At 73.1% G+C, this 22,755-nt stretch carries 17 protein-coding genes and 1 pseudogene; 8 read left to right on the top strand and 10 right to left on the bottom strand.

Features of this window, described 5'->3' with window-relative positions:
* Nucleotides 1-3 precede the first annotated feature (3 nt).
* Complete coding sequence (locus tag EV375_RS08235) at nucleotides 4-1,128, top strand: serine hydrolase domain-containing protein (protein WP_207228018.1); 1,125 nt, start codon at nucleotides 4-6, stop codon at nucleotides 1,126-1,128.
* 42 nt (nucleotides 1,129-1,170) lie between these two features.
* On the opposite strand, the gene EV375_RS08240 is transcribed toward EV375_RS08235, so the two are convergent.
* From EV375_RS08240 to EV375_RS08250, 3 genes are all read right to left on the bottom strand, one after another.
* Nucleotides 1,171-2,289: a hypothetical protein gene (locus tag EV375_RS08240; protein ID WP_130298861.1), complete on the bottom strand. Its 1,119-nt coding sequence runs from the start codon at nucleotides 2,287-2,289 to the stop codon at nucleotides 1,171-1,173.
* 273 nt (nucleotides 2,290-2,562) lie between these two features.
* Nucleotides 2,563-2,820, bottom strand: a complete 258-nt coding sequence (locus EV375_RS08245; RefSeq protein WP_130298862.1) for a hypothetical protein — start codon at nucleotides 2,818-2,820, stop codon at nucleotides 2,563-2,565.
* 111 nt (nucleotides 2,821-2,931) lie between these two features.
* Nucleotides 2,932-3,225, bottom strand: coding sequence for a hypothetical protein (locus EV375_RS08250; protein WP_130298863.1), 294 nt, complete (start codon nucleotides 3,223-3,225; stop codon nucleotides 2,932-2,934).
* Between the two features lie 709 nt (nucleotides 3,226-3,934).
* Between EV375_RS08250 and EV375_RS08255 the strand changes: the two genes are divergently transcribed.
* Nucleotides 3,935-7,210, top strand: a complete 3,276-nt coding sequence (locus tag EV375_RS08255; protein WP_486588713.1) for a glycoside hydrolase family 84 protein — start codon at nucleotides 3,935-3,937, stop codon at nucleotides 7,208-7,210.
* 114 nt (nucleotides 7,211-7,324) lie between these two features.
* Here EV375_RS08255 and EV375_RS08260 read toward each other — a convergent pair whose 3' ends face one another.
* Complete coding sequence (locus EV375_RS08260) at nucleotides 7,325-7,864, bottom strand: HNH endonuclease (RefSeq protein ID WP_055485022.1); 540 nt, start codon at nucleotides 7,862-7,864, stop codon at nucleotides 7,325-7,327.
* Between the two features lie 343 nt (nucleotides 7,865-8,207).
* Between EV375_RS08260 and EV375_RS08265 the strand changes: the two genes are divergently transcribed.
* The 4 genes from EV375_RS08265 to EV375_RS08280 all read left to right on the top strand — a co-directional run bounded on the left by EV375_RS08265 (nucleotide 8,208) and on the right by EV375_RS08280 (nucleotide 13,109).
* Nucleotides 8,208-9,404: a mechanosensitive ion channel family protein gene (locus tag EV375_RS08265; protein WP_130298864.1), complete on the top strand. Its 1,197-nt coding sequence runs from the start codon at nucleotides 8,208-8,210 to the stop codon at nucleotides 9,402-9,404.
* Between the two features lie 161 nt (nucleotides 9,405-9,565).
* The gene (locus tag EV375_RS08270; RefSeq protein WP_130298865.1) at nucleotides 9,566-10,810 is read left to right on the top strand and encodes an ROK family transcriptional regulator; all 1,245 of its coding nucleotides are present in this window, start codon (nucleotides 9,566-9,568) and stop codon (nucleotides 10,808-10,810) included.
* 23 nt (nucleotides 10,811-10,833) lie between these two features.
* Complete coding sequence (locus EV375_RS08275; RefSeq protein ID WP_130298866.1) at nucleotides 10,834-12,126, top strand: 6-phospho-beta-glucosidase; 1,293 nt, start codon at nucleotides 10,834-10,836, stop codon at nucleotides 12,124-12,126.
* The gene (locus EV375_RS08280; RefSeq protein WP_130298867.1) at nucleotides 12,117-13,109 is read left to right on the top strand and encodes a BadF/BadG/BcrA/BcrD ATPase family protein; all 993 of its coding nucleotides are present in this window, start codon (nucleotides 12,117-12,119) and stop codon (nucleotides 13,107-13,109) included. Before EV375_RS08275 ends, EV375_RS08280 begins: the two co-directional genes overlap by 10 nt.
* Nucleotides 13,110-13,209: 100 nt before the next feature.
* On the opposite strand, the gene EV375_RS08285 is transcribed toward EV375_RS08280, so the two are convergent.
* From EV375_RS08285 to EV375_RS08310, 6 genes and pseudogenes are all read right to left on the bottom strand, one after another.
* Entirely contained in the window at nucleotides 13,210-14,814 is a 1,605-nt protein-coding gene (locus tag EV375_RS08285; RefSeq protein WP_130298868.1) for an FHA domain-containing protein, read from the bottom strand.
* Between the two features lie 62 nt (nucleotides 14,815-14,876).
* Nucleotides 14,877-15,085, bottom strand: a pseudogene (locus EV375_RS08290) (hypothetical protein); the annotation flags it as partial.
* 178 nt (nucleotides 15,086-15,263) lie between these two features.
* A complete protein-coding gene (locus EV375_RS08295; protein WP_486588361.1) occupies nucleotides 15,264-16,586 on the bottom strand; it encodes a PP2C family protein-serine/threonine phosphatase in 1,323 nt (440 codons plus the stop codon).
* Nucleotides 16,587-16,943: 357 nt separating this feature from the next.
* Complete coding sequence (locus EV375_RS08300) at nucleotides 16,944-18,311, bottom strand: hypothetical protein (protein ID WP_486588362.1); 1,368 nt, start codon at nucleotides 18,309-18,311, stop codon at nucleotides 16,944-16,946.
* 523 nt (nucleotides 18,312-18,834) lie between these two features.
* Nucleotides 18,835-19,569, bottom strand: a complete 735-nt coding sequence (locus EV375_RS08305) for a sulfite exporter TauE/SafE family protein (protein WP_130298870.1) — start codon at nucleotides 19,567-19,569, stop codon at nucleotides 18,835-18,837.
* A gap of 196 nt (nucleotides 19,570-19,765) precedes the next feature.
* On the bottom strand, nucleotides 19,766-20,734 hold the full coding sequence (locus EV375_RS08310) for a methyltransferase domain-containing protein (protein ID WP_130298871.1): 969 nt from the start codon (nucleotides 20,732-20,734) through the stop codon (nucleotides 19,766-19,768).
* A 71-nt stretch (nucleotides 20,735-20,805) separates the two neighbouring features.
* On the opposite strand from EV375_RS08310, the gene EV375_RS08315 reads away from it, so the two are divergent.
* A complete protein-coding gene (locus EV375_RS08315; RefSeq protein ID WP_130298872.1) occupies nucleotides 20,806-21,534 on the top strand; it encodes an ABC transporter ATP-binding protein in 729 nt (242 codons plus the stop codon).
* Nucleotides 21,531-22,610 (top strand): ABC transporter permease, encoded by a 1,080-nt coding sequence (locus EV375_RS08320; RefSeq protein WP_130298873.1) that lies wholly within the window; start codon nucleotides 21,531-21,533, stop codon nucleotides 22,608-22,610. The genes EV375_RS08315 and EV375_RS08320 overlap by 4 nt, the downstream gene beginning before the upstream one ends.
* Nucleotides 22,611-22,755 lie beyond the last annotated feature (145 nt).

Consider the following 22,755-nt stretch of genomic DNA (forward strand, 5'->3'; position numbering starts at 1 on the left):
CGCATGTCGCTGCGCTCCACCGCCGTGGCCATGGCGGTCGCCGCTTTGGCGGCGTTCCCCGTGGCGTCCTCGGCGGCGGCCGACCAGGGTCACTCCGCCACGCAGGACGCGATGGACGCCCTGGTGCAACAGGACGACGTGCCGGGCGTGTTGGGGCAGGCCCGGGACGGCGGCGGCGTCTGGCACGGCTCCTCGGGGATCGCGGACCGGGCGACGCACCGCCCGCCGATGTCCCAGGACAAATTCCGCATCGGCAGCCTGACGAAGCCCTTCATAGCCGCCGTGGTGCTTCAGCTGGAGGCGGAGGGCAGGGTCGATCTGGACGCGCCCGTCGAGCACTGGCTGCCCGGCACCGTACGGGGTGGCGGGCAGGACGGCCGCCTAGTCACCGTTCGCCAACTCCTCGGCCACACGAGCGGTCTGTACGACTTCACGGCCGACCCCGGCATGCAGCGCGACTACTTGGGCCCGCGCTTCGCCACCCACAGGTACGAATCGCACGACGCGGCGTCGCTCGTACGCACCGCTACGGCGCACCGGCGCGCCTTCGAACCGGGCACCGACTGGGGCTACTCCAACACCAATTACGTCCTGGCCGGCATGGTCATCGAGAAGGTGACGGGGCGTTCCTACGCGCACGAGGTCGAGCGCAGGATCATCCGGCCCCTGAAGCTGCGCGACACCTCGCTTCCGGGCACCTCCCCCGGCATCCCGGAGCCGCACGGGCGCGCGTACTCGAAGCTCGCGCCTGCGGGTTCGGGGGCGCGCGTGCACGACGTCACCGCTCTCGATCCGTCACTCGCGGGCGCGTCGGGCGAGATGATCTCCTCCACCGGCGACCTGGTCCGCTTCATGCGGGCGCTGCTCGGCGGCGACGTGCTGCCGGCCCGGCAGCTCGCTCAGATGAAGTCCACCGTCCCCGCCGACGGGGGCGACCGCTACGGGCTCGGCCTCACCCGGTACCGGCTCTCCTGCGGGACCACCGTGTGGGGTCACGAGGGCACGATCCAGGGCTCGCACTCCACGGCCGTCACCACGGCGGACGGTTCACACCCGGCCGCGTTCAACGTCAACGCCGACTGGTCGGGCGGCATGGCCGACATGATCGAGGCGGAGTACTGCGGCTGACGCGGCGGTCGGTCCGGCTCCGCCGCGCTGTCCCGCACGGGTCTAACGCGGCGTCACGATCACGTACTCGGCAGGCTCCCGTTCGACGGCTGTCATCAGGGCCGTGCGCACGATCGCGGCCTGCTGCTGGAGCGATTCGCGCAGCTTGCCGGGGGTGAGGTGGACCACGGTGATGCCGAGCCCCTCCAGCGCCTCGCGCTTGCGGGCGTACTCCGACCACTGCGCGTCCTGGTCGAGGTGCGGACGGGGCGCGCGGGTGTCCAGTTCCAGGGCCACTGCCTGTTCGGGCCAGTAGGCGTCGACCCCGCCCAGGTGCGGGCCGCCCGGGAGACGGAGGTCGACGTTCCAGCAGGGGTCGGGGAGCCGGTGCCGGAAGACCATCTCGTAGAGCATGCCTTCGGCCAGCGCGCGGCCCTCGGCGACCAACGCGTCGACAGCGTCCCGCACGTGGGGCCGTCCGAGAAGCCGCGCCCTCAGCAACTCCCCGACCACCGCACCCGATTCGCAGTAACCCCCGCGCACCGACTCCACGAGCAGCCGCCGTACGACCCCGGCGTCCGTCAACTGCCCGACGGTGTCGGCGAGGGCGCGTGCCACTGGCGCGACGGGCAGCCCGGTGATCTCTTCGGGGTCCGGCACGCTCTGGCCGCGCACGATGTGGACGCAGCCTGTGGAGCGCAGCCGCGTGGTGCGGGGCACGAGTACGTCGATGCGGTCGAGGGCGCGCAGTGAGGGGGAGCCCGCGAAGCCGTGCAGGGTCAGTGCGGCAAGGCCGGTGATCATCGCCCTGGGCGGGTGCGGAGGCGGGCAGTGTCCGGAGGCGGACAGGCCGGAGGGCATTCCGGACGGGGCGGCCGTCCCGGCGGGTCCGTGGCAGGACGTGCGGCCGCCGCTGCCCTGCTGGGCGGGGATGGGCGGGCACTCGCCGCCCGCGTAGAGCAGTGCGGCGTGCAGCCGTTCGTCGCTGGTGGGAGGGCCGGGGTGGAGCAGGTAGACACCGGGGAGCAGCAACTGCCAGGGGCCGCCGGGCCGGCAGCGCTCGTCGGCGACGGCGGCGGTGATGCCGTGCCGGCGGAGGGCGGCCGCGGTCAGCACGCGATGCTGCGGCGCTTCGGTGAGGTGGCTGAGAGGGCGAGGGGAGAGCGGGGTGTTGTGCGTCATGTCCGGGCGATTCCCAGCCGCGACCCGCCTTCCAACCTCTGTTACGAGCTCGTCGACAAAGCCGGACAACCCTGCCCTAAAGTACACGCGTTCGAGTGTCGAGCAAGCCGCCGCCCGGGGAACGTTCCACACAAGCGGCGGTCAACTGCCGTGGGCAGCAGTCGAGTTCGAAAGGCACGGACGCGGGCGGACGCGCGGACGAGGCAATGGCCGCGGCGGCCGCCCGGGAAGCACGAAAGGCCCCGAGGCGAAAGCCGCCGGGGCCCCGGCGGGTCAGCGCTGCTGCTTGCCGCTGCCGGTCCTGCCGCCCAGCATCACCAGGGCGGAGATCGCGAGGAAGATCGCGACGGGAAGAGCGACGTACAGCCCGAGGGTCTCGGCGACGCTCAGCCCGGGGCCCGGGTCGTCTCCGTCGTCGGGGGTGACGGCGAAGGCGGGGAGGGAGACGAGCATCATCAGCGCCGAGACGGCGGTGACCGTGCCGGCCCGCAGCGCGCTCTTGCTGACCTTCGAATTGACGTTGTCGTTCACGTCGTCAACATAGCCGACCGCTCGGAGCGCCACTCATCCGGGGCACTCCGGGGCGCCGGCCGCCCCGCAGGAGCGGGGCGCGGCCCTCGGAAGACATTCGGGTCAGCCGGATCAGATCTCGGTGCTGTCGGCGCTGAAGCCGTTGCCGGTGGGCTCACTGGTGAGCGGCAGCTCGGCGAGGGGCGGTTCGGAAGTGAGGGGCGCCACGTCGGCGAGGGGCGGTTCGGAGGTGAGCGGTACCTCGAGGCACTCGCAGGAGCACGAGCCGTCAAGTCCGGAGTCGGGGTGGGACACACCGGACAGGTCTACCGGCTCGTGCCCGTGTTTGGAGAGGACTCGGTGTTTCGAGATCACCTGTCGCGGGAGCGGGTTCAGGACGGCGAGAAGTTCAGCGGACGCGGCCACCGTGGGCCTCCGTTCGTTGACGTCGGATGGTCAGATGGATTGCCTTACCCGGTCGAGCGGGCCGCAGACGTGATCGGGGGGCGAACGTGGCCGAGGTCACGTTCACGCCGACAGGCGATTTACCTGCGGGCGGCCTCGGGGGGCGAACGGTCGACGGGTTTCCGGGCTGTTGCGCCCAAAATTTTACAGGCCCCTCACCCAAGGTCACCACCTGACGGGATGATTGCGGTCCTTCTCACCTTCCGTACCTCGGCGACGGGAAGACCGCGTCACGTTCCGTCACCGTGGGTGTACGGCAGACGTGTGCCCGGCGGCCGCGGGACCGGCCGCGACGCACCGTCACGGCCCGCACCGCAGCGTGGCGCCTCCCGGAAACCGCCCCGCCCGCGGTGGGCCGGCCCCGTGAGGCACGGGAACCGGTACGGCAGCGCTCCGCGTCCGGACTCGGTGGACGCGGACGGCCGCATGCCGTCGGCGAACCGCACGCGTTTCCGTGCGCGTTGACACGTCCGACGGGACGGTGATGGGCTCGCTCCGCGAAGTGTGCCCCGCGCGCCGGGTGTTCGGCTCTGGTGAACAATGTGACCGATGTGAGCGAGCCGGACGGCGTACGGCCGGAGGAGGCCGTACGGGCGGCGCGGTGACACAGCGACGCGGCAACGTCGCGAGAACCGCGGGCGGTTCCGGCACGGGGAGGACGGAGGACGTCGTGGGCGCAGCGGCCCAGGGGGACAGAGCACGCAGACGGGCGGGAGCGACGGCACTCACCGCGGCCGTCATCGGCGGGCTTCTCGGTGGTGTGCCCGCGGCGCACGCGGCTCCCGGACCCGGCCCCGGAGGACACTCCGCGGGCGCCGCCGGCCAGGAACGGGACACCGGGACGAAGGCCCGGGACTCCTCCGTACCGCCGGTGTGGCCGCGCCCGCAGTCCATCCGGCAGCAGGGCTCGTTCGTGCCGGTGGGCCGGAACGTGACGCTCGTCGCTGACGAGGACACCGACGCACCCGCTCTCGACGCGCTGAGAGCCGCGCTGCGCGGTGCCGGCGCGCGCGACATCACCGAGGTGCGGCCCGGGCAGCCGCTGCCCGACCGGGACGACCTGGTCGTACGCGCGGACGCGGCGTCGGCGGCCACTGCCCTCCGTGCGCTGAACGCGCCGCCGCGCGGTGATCTGCCGCGCGGCGGCTACCGCCTCGCCGTCGGCCGGACCGACTCGCGCGACACCGTCGCCCTCGAAGGGGCCGACGGCGAGGGCCTGTTCCACGCCGCGCAGACGCTGCGGCAGCTGGTGTCCGGGGAGGACGGCAGCCGGGGCTTCGCCGGCGTGACCGTCCGGGACTGGCCCACCGCGCCCGTGCGCGGCATCGCCGAGGGCTTCTACGGCGGTTCCTGGACGCAGCAGGAGCGCCTGGAACAGCTGGACTTCCTCGGCCGCACGAAGCAGAACCGCTATCTCTACGCCTCGACCGACGACCCGTACCGGCAGTCCTCCCGCTGGCGCGACCCCTATCCGGCCGCGCAGCGCGAGGAGTTCCGCGCGCTGGCCGATAGGGCACGCCGCAACCATGTGAAGCTCGGCTGGGCCGTGGCGCCCGGTCAGGGCATGTGCTTCTCCTCCCGCGACGACCGCCGGGCACTGCTGCGCAAGCTGGACTCGATGAGGGCGCTGGGCTTCCGGGCGTTCCAGCTCCGCTTCGAGGACGTCAGCTACAGCGAATGGCACTGCGACGAGGACGCGCGGTCCTACGGCACCGGCCCGAAGGCCGCGGCGCGTGCCCACGCCGAACTGGCCGGCGACGTCGCCCGTCATCTCGCCGCGCGCCACCCGGACGCCGAGCCGCTCTCCCTCATGCCGACGGAGTTCTACCAGGACGGCGACACCGACTACCGCACCGAGCTGTCGAAGAGGCTGGACCCGGGCGTGCAGGTCGCCTGGACGGGCGTCGGCGTGGTGCCGCGCACCATCACCGGGGGTGAACTGACCGCGGCGCGCTCGGCGTTCCACCAGCATCCGCTGGTCACGATGGACAACTACCCCGTCAACGACTACGCGCAGGACCGGATCTTCCTCGGCCCCTACCGCGGCCGCGAACCGGCCGTCGCCGCCCGCTCCGCGGCCGTGCTGTCCAACGCCATGAAGCAGCCGACGGCTTCGCGCATCCCGCTGTTCACCGCCGCCGACTACGCCTGGAACCCGAAGAGTTACAGCCCCGAGGCGTCCTGGCAGGCGGCGATCGCCGACGTCGCCGGCGGCTCCGGGCGGTCGCGCGAGGCCGTGCACGCGCTGGCGGGCAACGACGCCTCCTCGGTCCTCGGCGGAGAGGAATCGGCCTATCTGCGGCCGATGTTGAAGGACTTCTGGGACGCCTACGACGCGGCCGACCCGGAGGACGACACCTCCATGAAGCGGCTGCGACGCAGCGGGGAGCGGCTGCGCGACGCGTTCCGTGCGATGCGTACCGCCCGGGAGCACGTACCGGACGCCCTCGCGCGTGAGGTGCGCCCCTGGCTGGACGAACTGGCACGCCACGGCGAAGCCGGAGAGCACGCCGTGCGGATGCTCACGGCACAGGCGCGCGGCGACGGCGGCGCCGCCTGGGACGCACGGCTGGCGGCCGAACGCCTCCACGCGAAGGACCCGGAAGGGCGGGAGGGCGCCGAGCCGGCCGTGACCGTCGGGAAGGGCGTGCTGTCCGACTTCGTGAAGCGTGCGCTGAAGGCCTCCGACAGGTGGACGGGCGCCGATCACGCGCCGTCGGGACGCCACCGGGCGACGGCTCAGGGCGGCCCCGCCGCCCGTCCCGACTCCCCCGCGGAGGCCGCCGTCGACGGCGACCCGGACACCGCGTACCGGGCCGAAGCGGCCCCGTCGACAGGCTGGTTCGCACCGCGCGCCGCGCTGCCCGGTGCTTCGCTGCCGGGCGGCCTCGACCAGCGGGACGCCCCGGGCGGTGGCCCGTCCGGCGGGCACGGGCCGGACACCGGCGAAAGCAGCCCTCACGCCCCCGCCCTCACCGTGCAGCTCCCAGAACGCCGCCCCCTGGAGGCGGTGACCGTGCAGACAGGTCCCGGCTCGGGCACCCGCGCACGCGTCGAGGCCCACGTGCCGGGCGAAGGCTGGCGGCGTCTCGGCCCGCTCTCCGGCAGCGGCTGGACCCAGCGGGACGCGCACGGCCTGCGGGCAGACGCACTGCGCCTCGCCTGGTCCCCCGGTTCCGACGAACCGGTCGTGCACGAGATCACCCCCTGGTACGCGGACCGGCCGGACGCCTCCCTGTCGCTGTCCGAGGACGACGTCGACGCCTCCATCGGAGGCGGCAGGGGCGAAGTGACCGCGGAGCTCCACGGGCACCGCCCCTCCGACCTGCACGGCAGGATCACCGCCGAGGCGCCCCGGGGGTTCACGGTGCGCACCCCGGAGCGGACCGTCGTGCCGCGCGGCGGAACGGCAAGGGTGCCCGTCGAGATCGAGGCCGACTCGTCCGTGCGGCCGGGCAAGCACCGCATCCGGCTCTCCTTCGGTGAAGAGAAGCGGACGCTGACCGTGCGGGCCTTCCCCCGCGCCGGCGGGCCGGACCTGGCACGGGACGCGGAGGCCTCGTCCTCCGGCGACGAGACGGACGAGTTCCCGGCGTCGGCCGTCGTCGACGGCCGCAAGGACACCCGCTGGTCCTCCCCGGCGAAGGACGGCGAGTGGGTGCAGCTCAAGCTGCGGCATCCCGTGCGGCTGGGCGAGCTGGTCCTGAACTGGCAGGAGGCGTACGCGAAGCGCTACCGCGTGCAGGTCTCCCCCGACGGCAAGCGGTGGCGCGACGCGGCGACCGTACGGGACGGCAAGGGCGGCAGGGAGACGGTCCGCATGGACACTCCCGACGACACCCGCTACGTCCGCATCCAGGGGGAGGAGCGGGCAACGAAGTTCGGATACTCGCTCTGGGAGCTCCAGGCGTACGCGGTCCTCGGGGAACCCGCACGGGACCGCTGAGCGGCCGGCGCCCGCGTGCTCCGGCGGGCACCGCGAGGGGCGGGCCCGGCGGCGGCCCGCCCCTCGCGGTCCCACGGCGGCGGTCCACGGCCGTGAGAACGACGAAGCCCGGTCTCAGGCAGTCGCTCTGCCTTCGATCCGGGCGAGTGCGTCGTCCGCGCCGTACGGCTGTAGGTACGGCATCCAGCGCGGGTCTCGGTGTCCCGTGCCGATGATCCGCCAGGCCAGGCCCGACGGCGGCGCGGGTTGATGGCGCAACCGCCAGCCGATCTCGGCGACGTGCCGGTCGGCCTTGACGTGGTTGCAGCGGCGGCAGGCCGCCACCACGTTCTCCCAGGTGTGCTGTCCGCCGCGGCTGCGCGGGATGACGTGGTCGACGCTGGTTGCGACACCACCGCAGTACGCGCACCGGCCGCCGTCGCGCGCGAAGAGCGCCCGGCGGGTCAGCGGAACAGTGCCCCGAAAGGGAACCCGCACGAAGCGCTTCAGCCGTACGACGCTCGGAGCGGGTATGACGCGGGTCGCGCTGTGCATCAGGGCGCCGGACTCCTCAAGGCTGACGGCCTTGTCGTTGAGGACGAGGATGAGGGCGCGACGTAGCGGTACGACACCGAGCGGTTCGTACGACGCGTTGAGGACCAGGACATGCGGCACGGTGCCTCCTTGTACGTCTGCGGCGCGTGGCTCGCGCCGGGACGATCTGTTCTCAGTGTGTCCCGCGCCCTGGCCATTCCGCCACCACGACCGGGTAACGCCATGAAAGTGTTTTCAACCACACCCCCTGACTCCACTTTGAACTTCTGCCCCGCTTCCGATCAGTCAAGACGTGGCGAACCCCGCCGCGGACCCGGCCTCCCGCGGCCGGATGCTTTCCCTCGGCAGCCGCTGCCGCCACTTGTGAAGGCCGTGCGCCGTTAGTGTGGTTGCCGCGTTCGGGGCACGCATCTGCGGGCCGCCGGCGCTTGGTTGGTCATGGCCCCGCTCGGAAGGTTCTGCTGTGTTCTGGCTGATCGGCGCTGCCACCCCGTCCGCTCTCGTGGGACCCCACCGTGCGGGAGCCGGAGCGGGGGACGGCGGGCAGAGCACCCCGTCCCTCGAGGACGCGCACGACTCGGCGTCCGAGGCGGCCGGATGGATCGAACAGAACTGGTCGGAGTGGGTGGCCGCCGGGCTGCGCATTCTGCTCATCGGGATCATCGCGATCCTGCTGCGGCATGTGATACGCCGTGCCATCAGCCGGCTCATCAAGCGCGTGAACCGCCGCGCGGAGGCCGCCGACAGCGCCAACGCGCTGCGCGGGCTGCTGGTAAGCGGCGAGCGGCGGCGGCAGCGCTCCCAGGCGATCGGTTCGGTGCTCCGGAGCATCGCCTCCTTCGTGATCATCGGTACCGCGCTGCTGATGGTGCTGTCCGATCTCGGCATCAATCTGGCTCCGCTGCTGGCCAGCGCCGGTGTCGCCGGTGTCGCGCTGGGCTTCGGCGCCCGCGACGTCGTCACGGACCTGCTGGCGGGGATCTTCATGCTCCTGGAGGACCAGTACGGCGTGGGCGACCGCGTCGACGTCGGTGAGGTCTCCGGCACGGTCCTGGAGGTCGGGCTGCGTGTGACGCAGCTGCGCGGCGAGAGCGGCGAGATCTGGTACATCCGCAACGGCGAGATCAAGCGCGTCGGCAACCTGAGCCAGGGCTGGGCGACGGCCGCGGTGGACGTCCGGGTGGCCCCGGGCGAGAACCTCGACGAGGTGCGCAACGCGATCGTCGCCGTCGGTGAGGAGCTGGGCAGGAGCGAGCCCTGGGACGAACTGCTGTGGGAGCCCGTCGAGGTGCTGGGCCTGGATTCGGTGACCCTCGAGGAAATCGTCGTACGGGTCACGGCGAAGACCATGCCGGGCAAGGCGCTGAGCGTGGAACGCGAGCTGCGCTGGCGCATCAAGCAGGCGCTGGACCGCAGGGGCATCGAGAGCGCCGGTGAGGAGCCGCGTTCCGTCGAGGCGGCCGGCGTCGTCGAGCAGGCGGCGCAGGAACACCCCGGCGGCGGCGAGGCGGGCGCGGAGAAGAGCGGCAAGGGCGCCCCCGGCGGAGACCGCGCCGCGGGCCGCGAACGCGACGCCGAAGTGGCCGCTGCCGCGCATGTGCGGCAGGAGTCCGGGAAACGCGGCGGCGGGGACGTGCCGCTTCAGAAGACCCCCAAGTAGCGGGTTCCGGGCCACCAGTCGTGGCGTCCGGCCTGCGCGGTGCCGATGCGCCGTCGCCGGCGCTTCCATTGACGGGACCGGGGCCGGGGCTCTACGGTCCGACGACTGGAAGGCTTCCTAACAGTGGGAGGCTGCGGGCCGGGGCCGGAGGCAGAGCACAGATGGCCGGTACGAGGCCGGGGACTCCACGCGTCCTGCGCGCGATGAACGACCGGGCCGCCCTCGATCTGCTGCTCGCCGAGGGGCCCCTCTCCCGTGGGCGCATCGGCGAGCTGACCGGCCTGTCCAAGCCGACGGCCTCACAACTGCTGGCGCGGCTGGAGGCCGCGGGTCTCGTCGTCGTCACCGGTAGGAGCGAGGGCCGCCCCGGTCCCAACGCGCAGCTCTACGCCGTCAACGGGCAAGCGGCTCATGTCGCCGGAGTCGACGTCACCGCGGCCCGCGTCCTCGCCGCCGTCGCCGACATCACCGGCCGCGTCACCGGCACGTTCGAGCTGCCCGCCCCCGCCCGGCCGCGAGAAGGGCCGGCTCCGCCCGAACTGGTCCGGCGGGCCGTCGACGGAGCCGCCGGGGCCGCGGGCGTCGACCCGTCCACGCTGCACCGCACGGTCATCGGCACCCCCGGAGCCTTCGACCCGGGCACGGGGCGGCTGCGCTACGCCTCGCATCTGCCCGGATGGCACTCCCCCACGCTGCTGGAGGAGATGGCCGCCGCGCTGCCGATGCCCCTCGGGTACGAGAACGACGTCAATCTCGTCGCCGTCGCGGAGCAGCGGCTCGGAGCGGGCCGCGGGCACGACGACTTCGTACTGCTGTGGAACGAGGAGGGCATCGGTGCCGCCCTCGTCATCGGAGGCCGCCTGCACCGCGGGCACACGGGCGGCGCGGGCGAGGTCGGTTTCCTCCCGGTACCCGGCACGCCCCTCGTCCGCGACCCGGCGCGGTACAACAGCGGCGGCTTCCAGGAACTCGCGGGGGCCGGCGCCGTACTGCGCTGGGCACGTGAACTGGGCCTGCCCCACGAGCACGACGGCTCGCTGCACGCCGACGCCGCCGCTCTGGTCACGCGCGCCGCGTCAGCCGCCCCGGCCGCGGACGGTGCACCCGGCGAGGGAGGCGGGAGCGGCCCGCACGCCGAACTGCTGCGGAGGCTGGCCACGGGAACGGCCGTCGGGCTGGCGTCCATGGTCGCCGTGCTCGATCCGCAGCTGATCGTGCTCTCCGGAGGCGTACTCGCGGCCGGCGGGGAGCGGCTGCGGCGGCTCGTACAGGACGAACTGACCGAACTCGCCGTGCCCGGACCGGCGTTGAAGCTGGGCACGGTCACCGGCGAACCCGTGCTGCACGGGGCGCTGGAGAGCGCGCTGGCAACGACCCGTGACGAAGTGTTCGACACCTCGCGCTGAAGCTGAAGGGACTGCAGGACGACATGAGAATCGCAGTGGTCGGCGGTGGCTCCACATACACCCCCGAACTCGTCGACGGCTTCGCACGGTTGCGGGACACGCTCCCCGTCAGCGACCTGGTGCTCGTCGACCCGGCGAAGGACCGGCTGGAGCCGGTGGCCGGCCTGGCACGCCGGATCTTCGCCCGGCAGGGCCACCCGGCGACCGTCACCGCCACATCGGACGTCGAGGCCGGCACGGCCGGTGCCGACGCGGTGCTGCTCCAGCTGCGCGTCGGAGGGCAGGCGGCACGGCACCAGGACGAGACGTGGCCCCTGGAGTGCGGCTGCGTCGGGCAGGAGACGACGGGGGCGGGCGGGCTCGCCAAGGCCCTGCGGACCGTTCCCGTGGTGCTCGACATCGCGGAACGTGTGCGGCGGACCAGTCCGGACGCCTGGATCATCGACTTCACCAACCCCGTCGGCATCGTCACCCGCGCCCTGCTCAGGGCCGGGCACAGGACGGTCGGGCTGTGCAACGTGGCGATCAATCTCCAGCGCAGGTTCGCCGGGCTGCTGGGAGTGGCCCCGGAGGAGGTCCACCTCGACCACTACGGGCTCAACCACCTCACGTGGGAGCTGGGCGTGCGGCTCGGCGGCCCGGGGGGCGCGGACGTCCTTCCGCGGCTGCTCGACGAGCACGCCGACGCCTTCGCCCTGGAGCTGAAGATGCCGCGCCGCCTGCTGGAGACGCTCGGCGTCTTCCCGTCGTACTACCTGCGCTACTACTACGCGCACGACGAGACCGTCGAGGAGCTGCGTACGAAGCCGTCACGGGCCGAGGAAGTCGCGGCGATGGAGCGGGAGCTGCTGAAGATGTACGACGATCCCGCCCTGACCGCGAAGCCCGCCCTGCTCGGCAAGCGCGGCGGCGCCTTCTACTCCGAGGCGGCGGTGGCGCTGGCCGCGGCGCTGCTGGGGACGTCCGGCGGGCAGGACGGGGACGAGGCACCGAGTTCGCACGTCCAGGTAGTCAACGTGCGCAACGACGGCACGCTGCCGTTCCTGCCCCGCGACGCTGTGATCGAGGCACCGGCCCGGGTCGGCCCCGACGGCGCCGTGCCGCTGGACTCGCCCGGTGTCGGCCCGCTCCAGGCCGGACTGATCTCGCACGTCCACGCCTACGAGGAGCTGGCGCTGGAGGCGGCGCTCCACGGCGGACGCGAGCGGGTCTTCAAGGCGTTGCTGGCGCACCCGCTTGTCGGTCAGTACGACCGCGCCGAAGCGCTGACCGACCGGCTTCTCGCCCACAACCGGGAGCACCTGACGTGGGCCTGAGCACCTCGGCCTGCCTCGCGATCGACGCAGGCAACACCAAGACGGACGTGACGGTGGTCGACGTCGGCGGCGCCGTGCTGGGCAGAGGGCGCGGCGGCGGCTTCCACCCGCAGGCCACGGGCGTGAGGGCCGCGCTGGACGCACTCGGGGTACCGGTCGGCACGGCACTCGCGGAGGCGGGGGCCGAGCCCGCGCAGCCGGTCGCGCATGTCTCGGCCTGTCTCGCCAACGCCGATCTGCCGCGTGAGGAGAGCGAGTTGACGGCGGCCCTGACGGCGCGGGGCTGGGGACGCACCACGTACGTCGCGAACGACACCTTCGCCATCCTGCGGACCGGGCTGCCGGACGACGGTTCCGTCCGGCACGGGGTGGCGGTCGTCTGCGGCGCGGGCGTCAACTGCGCGGGCCAGGACGGCGAGGGCGGCACGCACCGCTTCCTCGCCCTGGGCCGGCTCTCGGGCGACTTCGGCGGTGGCGGGGGACTCGCCGCGGAGGCCGTCTGGTTCGCGGCGAGGGCCGAGGACGGACGCGGCGAGGACACGACGCTCGCGCGGGAGGTGCCCTGGCACTTCGGACTGACCTCGATGCACGCGCTCATCGAGGCCCTGCACCTGGGCGACCTGCCCCGTACCCGCATGCACGAGATCACGCCGATCCTCTTCGAGGCCGCCTCCGCCGGTGACGCGGTCGCCCGCGCCATCGTGGAGCGGCAGGCGGACGAACTCGTCTCGATGATCGGGGTCAGCCTGACGCGTCTCGGGCTGCTGGAGACCGCGACGCCGGTCTTCCTCGGCGGCAGCGTCGCCGCGGCCCGCCATCCGCTGCTGCACGACCACCTCGCACGCGGACTGGCCGTGCGCGCGCCGAAGGCCACGCCCCAGGTGGTCACGGCACCGCCGGTCCTGGGCTCGGCGCTGCTCGGCCTCGACGAGGTCGGCGCACCGCCGCAGGCCCACGCCCGCCTGCGGGCCCACTACGCGTGAGTGTGCGCACTCTCCCGCGCGGGAGAGTGCGCACACTCGGACGGACAAGACGGACAAGACGGGCAGCACGGGCCCGGCGGACCGGCCCCGGAGGTGCCGGTCAGGTGAGGTGGAGCGTGATCGTCGTCCATGCCCCCACGTGCACGCGGTCGCCGCTCTTGAGCGGAACGGGGACGAAGGGCTGGATCGGGTCCTCGGCGCCGTTGATGGTGGTTCCGTTCGTCGAGTCCTGATCGACCACCGACCAGCTGCCGTCGGGCTGCTGCACCAGCACGGCGTGCTGGTGCGAGACGCCCGGGTCCTCCGGCGTGCGCGCCAGATCGATGTCGGGCGCCTCGCCGGTGGAGTGGCGGCGGCGGCCGATGGTGACCTGGTTGCCGGTGAGCGGGAGTTGCTGCTCGGGCGAGTACGCGGGCAGGTTCAGGTTCGAAGCCTCCGGACCGCTGCGGTCCATCATCGCCGCGAAGTACTGGCGGTCGGGCGCGATGACGGCCACCCACGACCCGGACAGCCCGGACGACTGCATCTGCTGACCCTGATCGTGCCCACCCGTCCCGGGCTGCTGCGGGTACTGGTGGTGCGGCTGCTGCGGCGCACCCGGCGGCTGCCCCTGACCGGGGGCCTGCCCCTGGCCGGGGGCCTGTTGCTGGCCGGGAAACGACGGCGGTCCGGGCGGCTGCGGCTGCTCCTGCTGCGGGGCGACGGGCGGCGGGATCGACCAGTCGCCGCTCGGCGACGAGGGCTGCTGCGGGCCCCCGGACGCGGGCGGCGCCATGGGCCCGCCCTGGCCCTGGCTCTGGCCCGGACCAGGACCGGGGCCAGGGCCGCCCGGGCCGGAGCCCGGACCCTGGCCGAAGCCCTGGCCGAAGCCCTGGCCGGGACCTTGTCCTGGCCCCTGCCCGAAGTCCTGACCCGGCCCCTGTCCGGGGTATCCGCCGAACCCCTGCGGCGGCTGATCCGAAGTGAGCGGCTCCGCGGGCCGGTTGACCTCGGAGGGACGGTCCGCGCTGTCGAAGTCGTACCGCTGGTCCGCGCCGGACGACGGAGCACCGGGAAACGGCGGGGGCGGGGGCTGACCCTGCTGGCCCAGCTGGCCCGGCGGCGGAGGGGGAGGCGGAGGGGGCCCCTGCTGGCCCTGCGGTCCGGGGGGCGGCGGAGGCGGACCGGGCTGGCCCTGCGGGCCGGGGCCGTTCTGGACGCCCGGCCGGGAGAAGGCATCCGGCTGCGGCGACTGGTCCGCCGGTACGTACGTCATCGGCGAGTTAGTCAGGAAGTTGTAGCGGCAGTTGTCGCAGAACGGCGCCTGCCCCTCGCGGGGCTTGCCGCACTGGGGGCACGTCTCACCCTGGGCCTGAGGCCCGGGGCCGCCGGGAGGCGCCGGAGCACCGGCGGGAGCGGGACCACCAGGGCCACCGGGACCCCCGGGACCGCCGGGCGCAGGACCGCCGGGGCCGTCGCTCACAGGTCCCGGGTAGCCGTAGCCCTGAGGCGGAGGGCCGGGAGGGACCGGTCCGCCGCCGGGCGCGCCCTGTCCGCCGGGTGCGGCAGAGGGGCCGGGGTAGCCGTAGCCGCCTCCGGGCACCGGCGGCGAGGGCGACGGCGGAATCGCACCGGCGGGTGCGGAGGTCGATTCGGCCATGCGGTGACCGCATACCTCGCACCAGTCGTCGGCGGCCGACTGGTGTCCGTTCGGGCAAGTCGGCATGATGAGTGCCTCCCCCTTGTGCTCTCGCTTCCGTACCTGCGGTACGGCCCTCGCGGGCTCTGTCACCTCTTCACACGGACCGTCTTCGTGGACCGCGTCCCAGTGTCATTCCGTCGGCGTCGGCAACCTTCGCCTTCAGCCGAACAGTACCGTTCGCGGCGTCGACGACGTCCACCACCTTCGAAAGCAGCTTCGAGCTATCTGCGTCACCGGAACCATCGACCGACCGCACCGCGCGCCCCAGTTGTACGGTTGCGCCCTCTTTGCACCCCAGCCCTGTGCCGCTCCGGTCCGTCCTCCGCCGCCTCGGTGAGCCCGGCCGCCCATGCGGACCGAAGGAGACCGGGCACCGGCCGGGCCGCATGGACGGACGGCTCGTGACGACGGCCGGCCGCCCCATCGCCCGCCTCCTCCGTCCCTGCGGCGGCCCAGGAGCGGTCCCCGGTCCCTTACGACGGGCCGGGGAAGGGGATGACGGCCACGGTCGCGTTGTCGTGTCCGCCGCCGTCCAGCGCGAAACCGACGAGACGCTGCGCGGCCTGCAGGGGACGTGCACCGCTGTCCGCCGGTACGGCCGCCGCCATCTGTTCGGCGGACTCCGCGTAGTTCCAGAGGCCGTCCGTGCAGACGATCACGACTCCGGCGCCCTCCGGCTTGTACGAGGCGGTGTGCGGTTCGACCTCGTAGGCGTCCGCGCCGAGCCATCCCGTGATGGCGTGCGCGCGCGGGTCCGCGTAGGCCTCGCCCTCGGTCATCAGTCCTGCCGCGACCATCTGCGCCGCCCATGAGTCGTCCTCGGTGAGGCGCGCGGGCGGCGCACCGTGCGCCTCGGGCACCCAGTAGGCGCGGCTGTCCCCGATCCAGCCGACGGTCAGGATGCCCTCGGCGGTCAGGGCACCCACGATCGTGCATGCCGGTGCGTTCTTGGACGGCTCGTTGGGGCCTTCGGCGGCGAGGGCGGTGACCGCCTCGGAGGCGGCGATGAGCGCGTCGTGCATGGCCTGCTGCGCGGGTGTGCCGCGCGGCACGGCTTCGCTCATCGAAGCGCCCGCGGCGAGGGCCGCCGCAGCGGAGGCGTCGTCGGGCCGCGTGGCCGAGGAGACGCCGTCACAGACCACGGCGATGGTCACCGGGGCACCCGACGGCGTCGCCGCCTCGTGCAGCGAGAAGAAGTCCTCGTTGCGGTGGTGACGCAGCCCGCGGTCGCTGGCGGCCGCCACCGAGGGCAGCGCGCCTTCCATGTGGTCGCGTTCACGCGGCTGCTGGTGACCGCAGTGGTCGCAGTAGCCGTCGCCGTCCACGGCTCCGGTGCCGCATGCGACACAGCGCGCCGAGGCGGCAGCGGGCGTTCCCGCGGGCGCCGTGGAGTGCGGCGGCGGCCCGTCGTGCGGCGAATCGTCAAGTGTGAGCCGGGGGTCTGCGGCGCGCGGATCAGGAGCCGGCACCGACGACGGTTGCGCCGGCGCCGACGGATGCGGCGGTACCACCGGCGGCTGTGCCGGTGGCGCGGGCGGCTGCGGCGGCGCCACCGGGCCGTCCGGTGTCCCCGGGGGTGGCTGCTCGTGCGTCGACGACGCGGGCACCGCAGGCGGAGTCGGCAGCGGCGGGCCCTGGAAGGAGGGGCCGTCGCCCTGCGGTCCCGGAACGGGCGGCCCCTGCACATCCAGCCGCCCCCGTACGCCCGGCCCCGCATACCCGGGCCGCGCGCCCGGCACCGGGTTGTCCGCCGGCGCCAGCGTGAAGTCCGGTTCGCCCGGAGGCCGGGCCGGCATGCCCGGTGGCGTGGCCCCTGCCCAGCCGCCGGGTGCGGCCGGCCGCACGCCACCGGGGACTCCCCCGGTCCCGCTCCCGGGACGGGCGGCCCCCAGATCTGCGCCGCAGACTCCGCAGAAGCGCTCCCCCGCCGCCAGTGGTTCGGAGCAGCGAGGACACGCGGACAGTTGATCAAGCATGGTCACACCCACGTCCTGGGGCGGAAGGGGCAGGCCCGTTCCGCCGGTTCGATCCTCTCGGTGCCGGACTGCGCGAGCCGGACACGTAAGCGGCACACACATGTGCGGCACCTGTGGCACGCACCGTGGCGGCACGTGCGCCGTCGCGGCCGGGGCGTGCCGTTCCCCGGACTCCGCTCACGCGTCCGTCACCCCTTCCACCCGTGCGGGACCGCCTCCACCGTCCTGCCGCGACGCCGTCAGAACCTCCTGCGCCGCGTGCTGATAACGCAGCACCGCGTCCTCCGCGGCCCGCAGATCGCACGGCGCGCTCCACAGCATGCGCCGTGCCGCGTCGTAGCGCTCGGTCAGCATCCGGTCCTCCCCCATGCCTTGCTGTGCCACCTTCGCCTTGTACGCGTCCAGACGCCCGCGCAGTTCCGCCCGTACCGCCAACGGTGCGGTAACGGCGGCGAGCTGGGCGCGTGCACGGTCCAACTCGTCCTCCGCGCGCTGCTCCAGACTCTCCAGCAGGGGCGAGAGCCGGTGCCACTGGGAGCGGCGCCTGTACTCGGCCGCGGCGGACAGCTGCTCCTGAAGGGCAGTCGCGGGGCCGCTCACCGCGGGGACCTCGGAGGCCGCGATCTTGGCCAGCACCTCGCCGCGAGCCGCGCGCGCCTCCGCCAGTGTGCGGTCCGCGCGGGAGAGGACGTCACGCAGCCGCATCAACCGCTGTTCGGAGTCCTGGCGGACGTTGAGCACGGCGTCGATCTCGCGCCGGATGTCCTCGAGTTCACGCGCGGCGCGGTCGTAGCGGGAGGTGTCGGGCCTGCCCCCACCGGGTGCGCTGCTGCCGCCCGCCGGTGTCCAGAAGGCGAGCGGGTCGGAGACCACTTCGGCGCGCAGCGAGGTCAGTTCCTCCGTCGTACGCTCCAGGTCGTCGCCCGAGGGATGCTCCCCCGGGCGTACGCCGACGGAGTGCGCGAGGGAGCGCACGCGGCGCAGTTCGGCGGCGAGCATGTCTATGCGGGCGGGCAGCGCGGACCAGACCGAGTCGGCCGCCGCCACGACGTCGAGGGCCTGCGCGTACCAGCCGTTCATCCACTCGACGAGCGTGCTGAGGGTCGCCTCCTCCTCCGGCTGCGGGCCTCCGCCGCCCCCACCGGTGCGCTCGAAGCCGCCCTCGGGGCCGTCGACGCGGCCCGCGGGGCCCTCGACGTCGCCCGCCGGGCCGTCCGTACCGCCGCCCGCGGCGCTGCCGGGAAGTGTGTGGGACCCGCGCAGCAGCTGCGTCAGTTCGGCGAGATCCTCGCGGCTGGGCCAGCGGCGGCGCTCGCGCACCTCCTGTGCCTTGGCGAGCGCACCGCTGTAGTACTCGAAGACGTTCCACAGCCTGGTGACGGCCTCCTCGGCCCGCGCCCAGCGTCCGGCCGTCGTGCCGGTCAGCTGCGCGCCCTCGAGCAGGCGGCGCCCCGCGTGGTCCTGCAGCGCCAGCAACGACGACTCGACCGCCTCGTGTTCGGCGGTGAGCCGTTCCAGAGCGCGGTCGGCCTCCTCCCGGCTCATCACCGGTCCCGTGGGTCCCGCGGGCCCCATCGATCACCTCGCTGCTTCCGTCGTGGTCTGCTGTCCGTGCCGGGCGGGATCGCTACCGGCCGGCGGTCGGGGCCGGTTCAGGGCCGCCCCTCAACGGGCCGGCCGAAGGGAGTCGCACACGTCGTCGTACCCATCCTCGCCCCACCCCGACGGCATCGGCGACGACGGCGTCGGATGTGACCGTGACGGTGAGAACCGCGGCACACGGGTCGAGCACGGAGTCCCCCGCCGGACCCGAGTACAGCTCTGTCACCGATCGCCGCCCTCCCCCTGGTCGTTGCCGGGCCGTCTGCCACGCCTACTTTGTGCGATGTGTCTGTCGCAACGCGTTGAGGCCCACGGCCAGAGTATGGCCACGCGGAACATCAACCACACTGTTTCCACCGGGATCTTGTTCGGATCGGGATCTGCGGTGGCCGCCGGGAACCCCCGGAACACGCCGGGGCCCGTGGTTCCTTCCGGGAACACGCCGCCCGTACGGTGCCGGTTCCCGTCACACCAGCAGCCACAGGCCCTTCGCCGCCGTTGCGACTCCGCCGGCGAGCGCGAGCCCCAGGATGATGCGGCGCGCCCCCTTCTCCGGAGTACGGGCCGCGAGCAGATGCCCGAGCACGATGCCCGCGGCCATGGTTCCGGCAACCAGCAGCCAGGCGGGGCGCGTCAGTTGGGGAAGTCCCTTGACGGAGGCCGACATAAGGTTGACGACGAGTCCGTAGAACTGGGCGTTGGGCACGAACTCGGCAGCTCTCCAGCCGGCGTTGACGGCGTAGAGGGAGAGCGCCGGACCGCCGGTCCCAGCGGCCGAGTTCATGAATCCGCTGGCCGCGCCGGCCGCCACCGCACCGCCCCTTCCGTGCAGGGCCCTGATGCGGGCGCCGCACATCACCAGCAGCACGGCGGCGGTGATGAGTCCGCCGAACGCGGTGAGCAGCACGGGCTCCGGGAGCCGCAGCGCGAGCCACGCGCCCAGGGGCACCGTGAGGGCCGCAGCGGCGACGAGCGGGACCATCGTCGCCAGTCGTACCTGCCGCCAGCTCGTCGCGAGCCCCGCGATGCCGATGACGACGCCGGCACAGTTGACCAGGGCGACACCCTGCACCGGCCCCATGAGCAGCACCAGCCCGGGTGACGCGAGGAGCCCGAAGCCGATGCCGGCCAGCCGCTGGACCGACGAACCCAGCAGCACTACGCCGCCGAGCAGGGTGAGGAAGGACCAGCTGCTGAGCACCCCCCGAAAGTAGATGCCGGCGCCGGAGGACTGTAGAGCGAGGCGCTCAAATTCCTTCCGGGGTGCGGAAATTCACATCCGAAAAACGAAGTTCCAGCCGGAAGTGCACACTCGGGGCCCTCGACCCGTGGAAACTTCCCCGACCACCTCCCCGACCACCTCCCGGAGCCTGGTCCGTGGGCCGGCTCCGCGGGCCTCACGCGCCGCCGCCGAGGAGCCGGCCGAGAGACCACGTGTGCGGCCCGTACGGATCGTCGAGCCACGCCCACTGGAGCCCGTCCCTGACGGTCACTCCGTAGCGCTCCCGCCCGGGCAGGCCGGCGTCGCGCCACAACTCGTAGGCGTCGTACGGCTCCACCGAACCGCCGGTGAGGCTGAGGAGGAAGTGGAAGGAGTCCTGCCGCCGCGCGTGCGGTGGGACTGCGCACGCGGTCGGCACCGGGTGAGCCTTCTCCTCCTGCGAGGCGCCGCCCCTGAGCGGCACGAAGTGCGCGGGCGTGGACAGGAAGCGGCCCTCGCCGTCCCGCGGCCCCTCCACACGCAGCGGTACGAGCCCGGTGCCCACCGGCGCGAGGACCAGCGCCCCCGGCACGCTCTGCGCCAGCCAGGCGGGCGGCACCGCCCGCACCGCACACGTGGCGATGACGCGGTCGTAGGGGGCGTACGCGGGAGCGCCGAGCACACCGTCCCCCGTGACGATCCGTGGCCGGTACCCGGCGGCGGCAAGGTGCTCCCGGGCGGTGCCGGTGATGCCGGGGTCCAGGTCGACCGTGGTGACCCGCGCACCGCCCAGCCGGTGCGCGAGCAGAGCGGCGTTGTAGCCGGAGCCGGTGCCGATCTCCAGCACGCGCATGCCGTCCCGCACATCCAGCGCCTCCAGCATGCGGGCCGTCAGCGAGGGCTGGCTGCTGGAGGAGATCAGCTCGCCGTCGCGCACCCGCGTGGCCAGCGGCAGGTCGTCGTAGACGCCCGAGAGCCAGCGCGCGCGGCGCACCGGGTCGGGGTCGTCCCGCCACAGCCGCTCCCGGCGCCCGCCGGAGACGGTCACGTAGTAGTACGGCACGAAGACCTCGCGGGGCACCTCGGCGAAGGCCGCCTGCCATGCGGGATCGGCGAGCGCACCGCAGGCGACCATCCGCCGCACGAGATCCGAAGCAGCCGGCATGCCTCCACTGTGCTGCTCATGTGCGGTGCTCGCGAGGCTTGAACGTGACGTTCCGCCGATAACCTCCGCGCATGTCATCGAAAGCGATCACGGTCGAGGGACTGCGCAAGCGCTACGGGGAGACCCGGGCCGTCGACGGCGTCTCCTTCGAGGTGGAGCGGGGGGAGTTCTACGGCATCCTCGGGCCGAACGGGGCCGGCAAGACCACGACTCTGGAGATCGTCGAAGGGCTGAGGGAGCCCGACCAGGGAAGTGCCCGGCTGCTGGGAGAGTCCTCCTGGCCACGCAAGCCGGAACTGCTGCGCCGGATAGGCGTGCAGTTGCAGGCGTCGGCGTTCTTCGAACGGCTCAGCGCACGCGAGCAGATACACACCTTCGCCTCCCTCTACGGCGTCCCGGGAGCCCGCGCCGACGAGATGCTGGAGACCGTCGGGCTCACCGACAAACGCGGCACACGCGAGAACAAGCTCTCGGGCGGGCAGGCGCAGCGGCTGTCCATAGCCTGCGCGCTCGTGCACGACCCCGAACTGGTCTTCCTGGACGAACCCACCACCGGCCTGGACCCTCAGGCGCGGCGGAACCTGTGGGATCTGCTCCGCACGATCAACTCCGAAGGCCGCACCGTCGTGCTGACGACGCACTACATGGACGAGGCAGAGCAGCTGTGCGACCGCGTGGCGGTGATGGACCACGGCCGGATCCTGCGGGTGGGCGCCCCCGCGCAACTGGTCGAGGAGCTGGGGGTGCGGTCGCTGGAGGACGTCTTCCTCCAGCTCACGGGGAGGGAGTACCGGGAATGAAGAGCTTCCTCAGCCTGTCGAAGGCCATGGCGCTAGGACTGCTGCGGGACCGGGCCGCCGTCTTCTTCATGCTGGTCTTCCCGCTGATGTTCCTGGCGCTGTTCGGCGCACTGTTCGACAACGACTCCACGCCCGGGGCGAAGATCGTCCAGGTCGGCGACGTGAAGGTCCTCGACGACATCCCCGACCAGCAACGCGCGGAACTGCGCGGCGTGTTGAGCATCGAGAAGACGGACGGCTCGGCTGCCGCACGTGCGGAGGCGCTGCGGAAGGTGCGTGAGGGCGACACCGACGCCGCCGTCTTCCAGGACGGCAAGGGCGAGATCGCGCTGCGCTACTCGGCAGCCGACTCGGTGCGTTCGGGCAACGTACGCGGCATCGTCGACTCCGTCGTCCAGCAGGCCAACCAGGCAGCGACGGGCAAGCCCCCCGCGTACCGTCTGACGACGCAGCGCGTCGAGGACAAGTCGGTCAAGCCCATCCAGTTCCTCACTCCGGGGCTGCTCAGCTGGGCCGTGGCGATGGGCGGCGTGTTCGGTTCGGCGTTCAACCTCGTCAGCTGGCGCAAGAAGCGCATCCTGCGGCGGCTGTGGCTGGCGCCCATCGCGGCGGGTTCGGTGGTCGGCGCACGGGTGGGCGTGAATCTGGTACTGGCGTTCGCGCAGACCGGCATCTTCATCGGGCTGGCGACGCTCCCCTTCTACGGGCTCCAGCTGGCCGGGAACTGGTGGCTGTGCCTGCCGCTGGTCGCGTGCGGCACGCTGGCGTTCATGTCGATCGGCCTGCTCATAGGTTCGTGGGCGAAGACGGAGGAGGCCGCGAACGGTCTCGCGCAGATCATCGTGCTGCCCATGGCCTTCCTGTCGGGGTCGTTCTTCCCGCTGGAGATGGCGCCCGCCTGGGTGCGCGACGTCTCCGACTTCCTGCCGCTCACCCACCTCGCCGAGGCAATGCAGGCGGTGCTGAGCAGAGGCGAGTCCTGGGGCGCGGCGCTGCCCGTGATGGGCGGACTGCTGCTGTTCGCGGCCGTGGTCACGCTGATCGCCTCCCGGCTCTTCCGCTGGGACGACGCGTAGCGGCAGACCGGGCGCGCGGCCCCTCCGGTGCGCAGCGGCAGACCACACACGCGGCGCCTCCAGTACGCAGCGACAGACCAAGCACGCGGCGCCCGTTCCCCGGCGGGGACGGGTGCCGCCGCGTGTGGTGGCCGAACGGGAGCGC

This window comes from Streptomyces sp. CNZ301 (assembly GCF_004217425.1).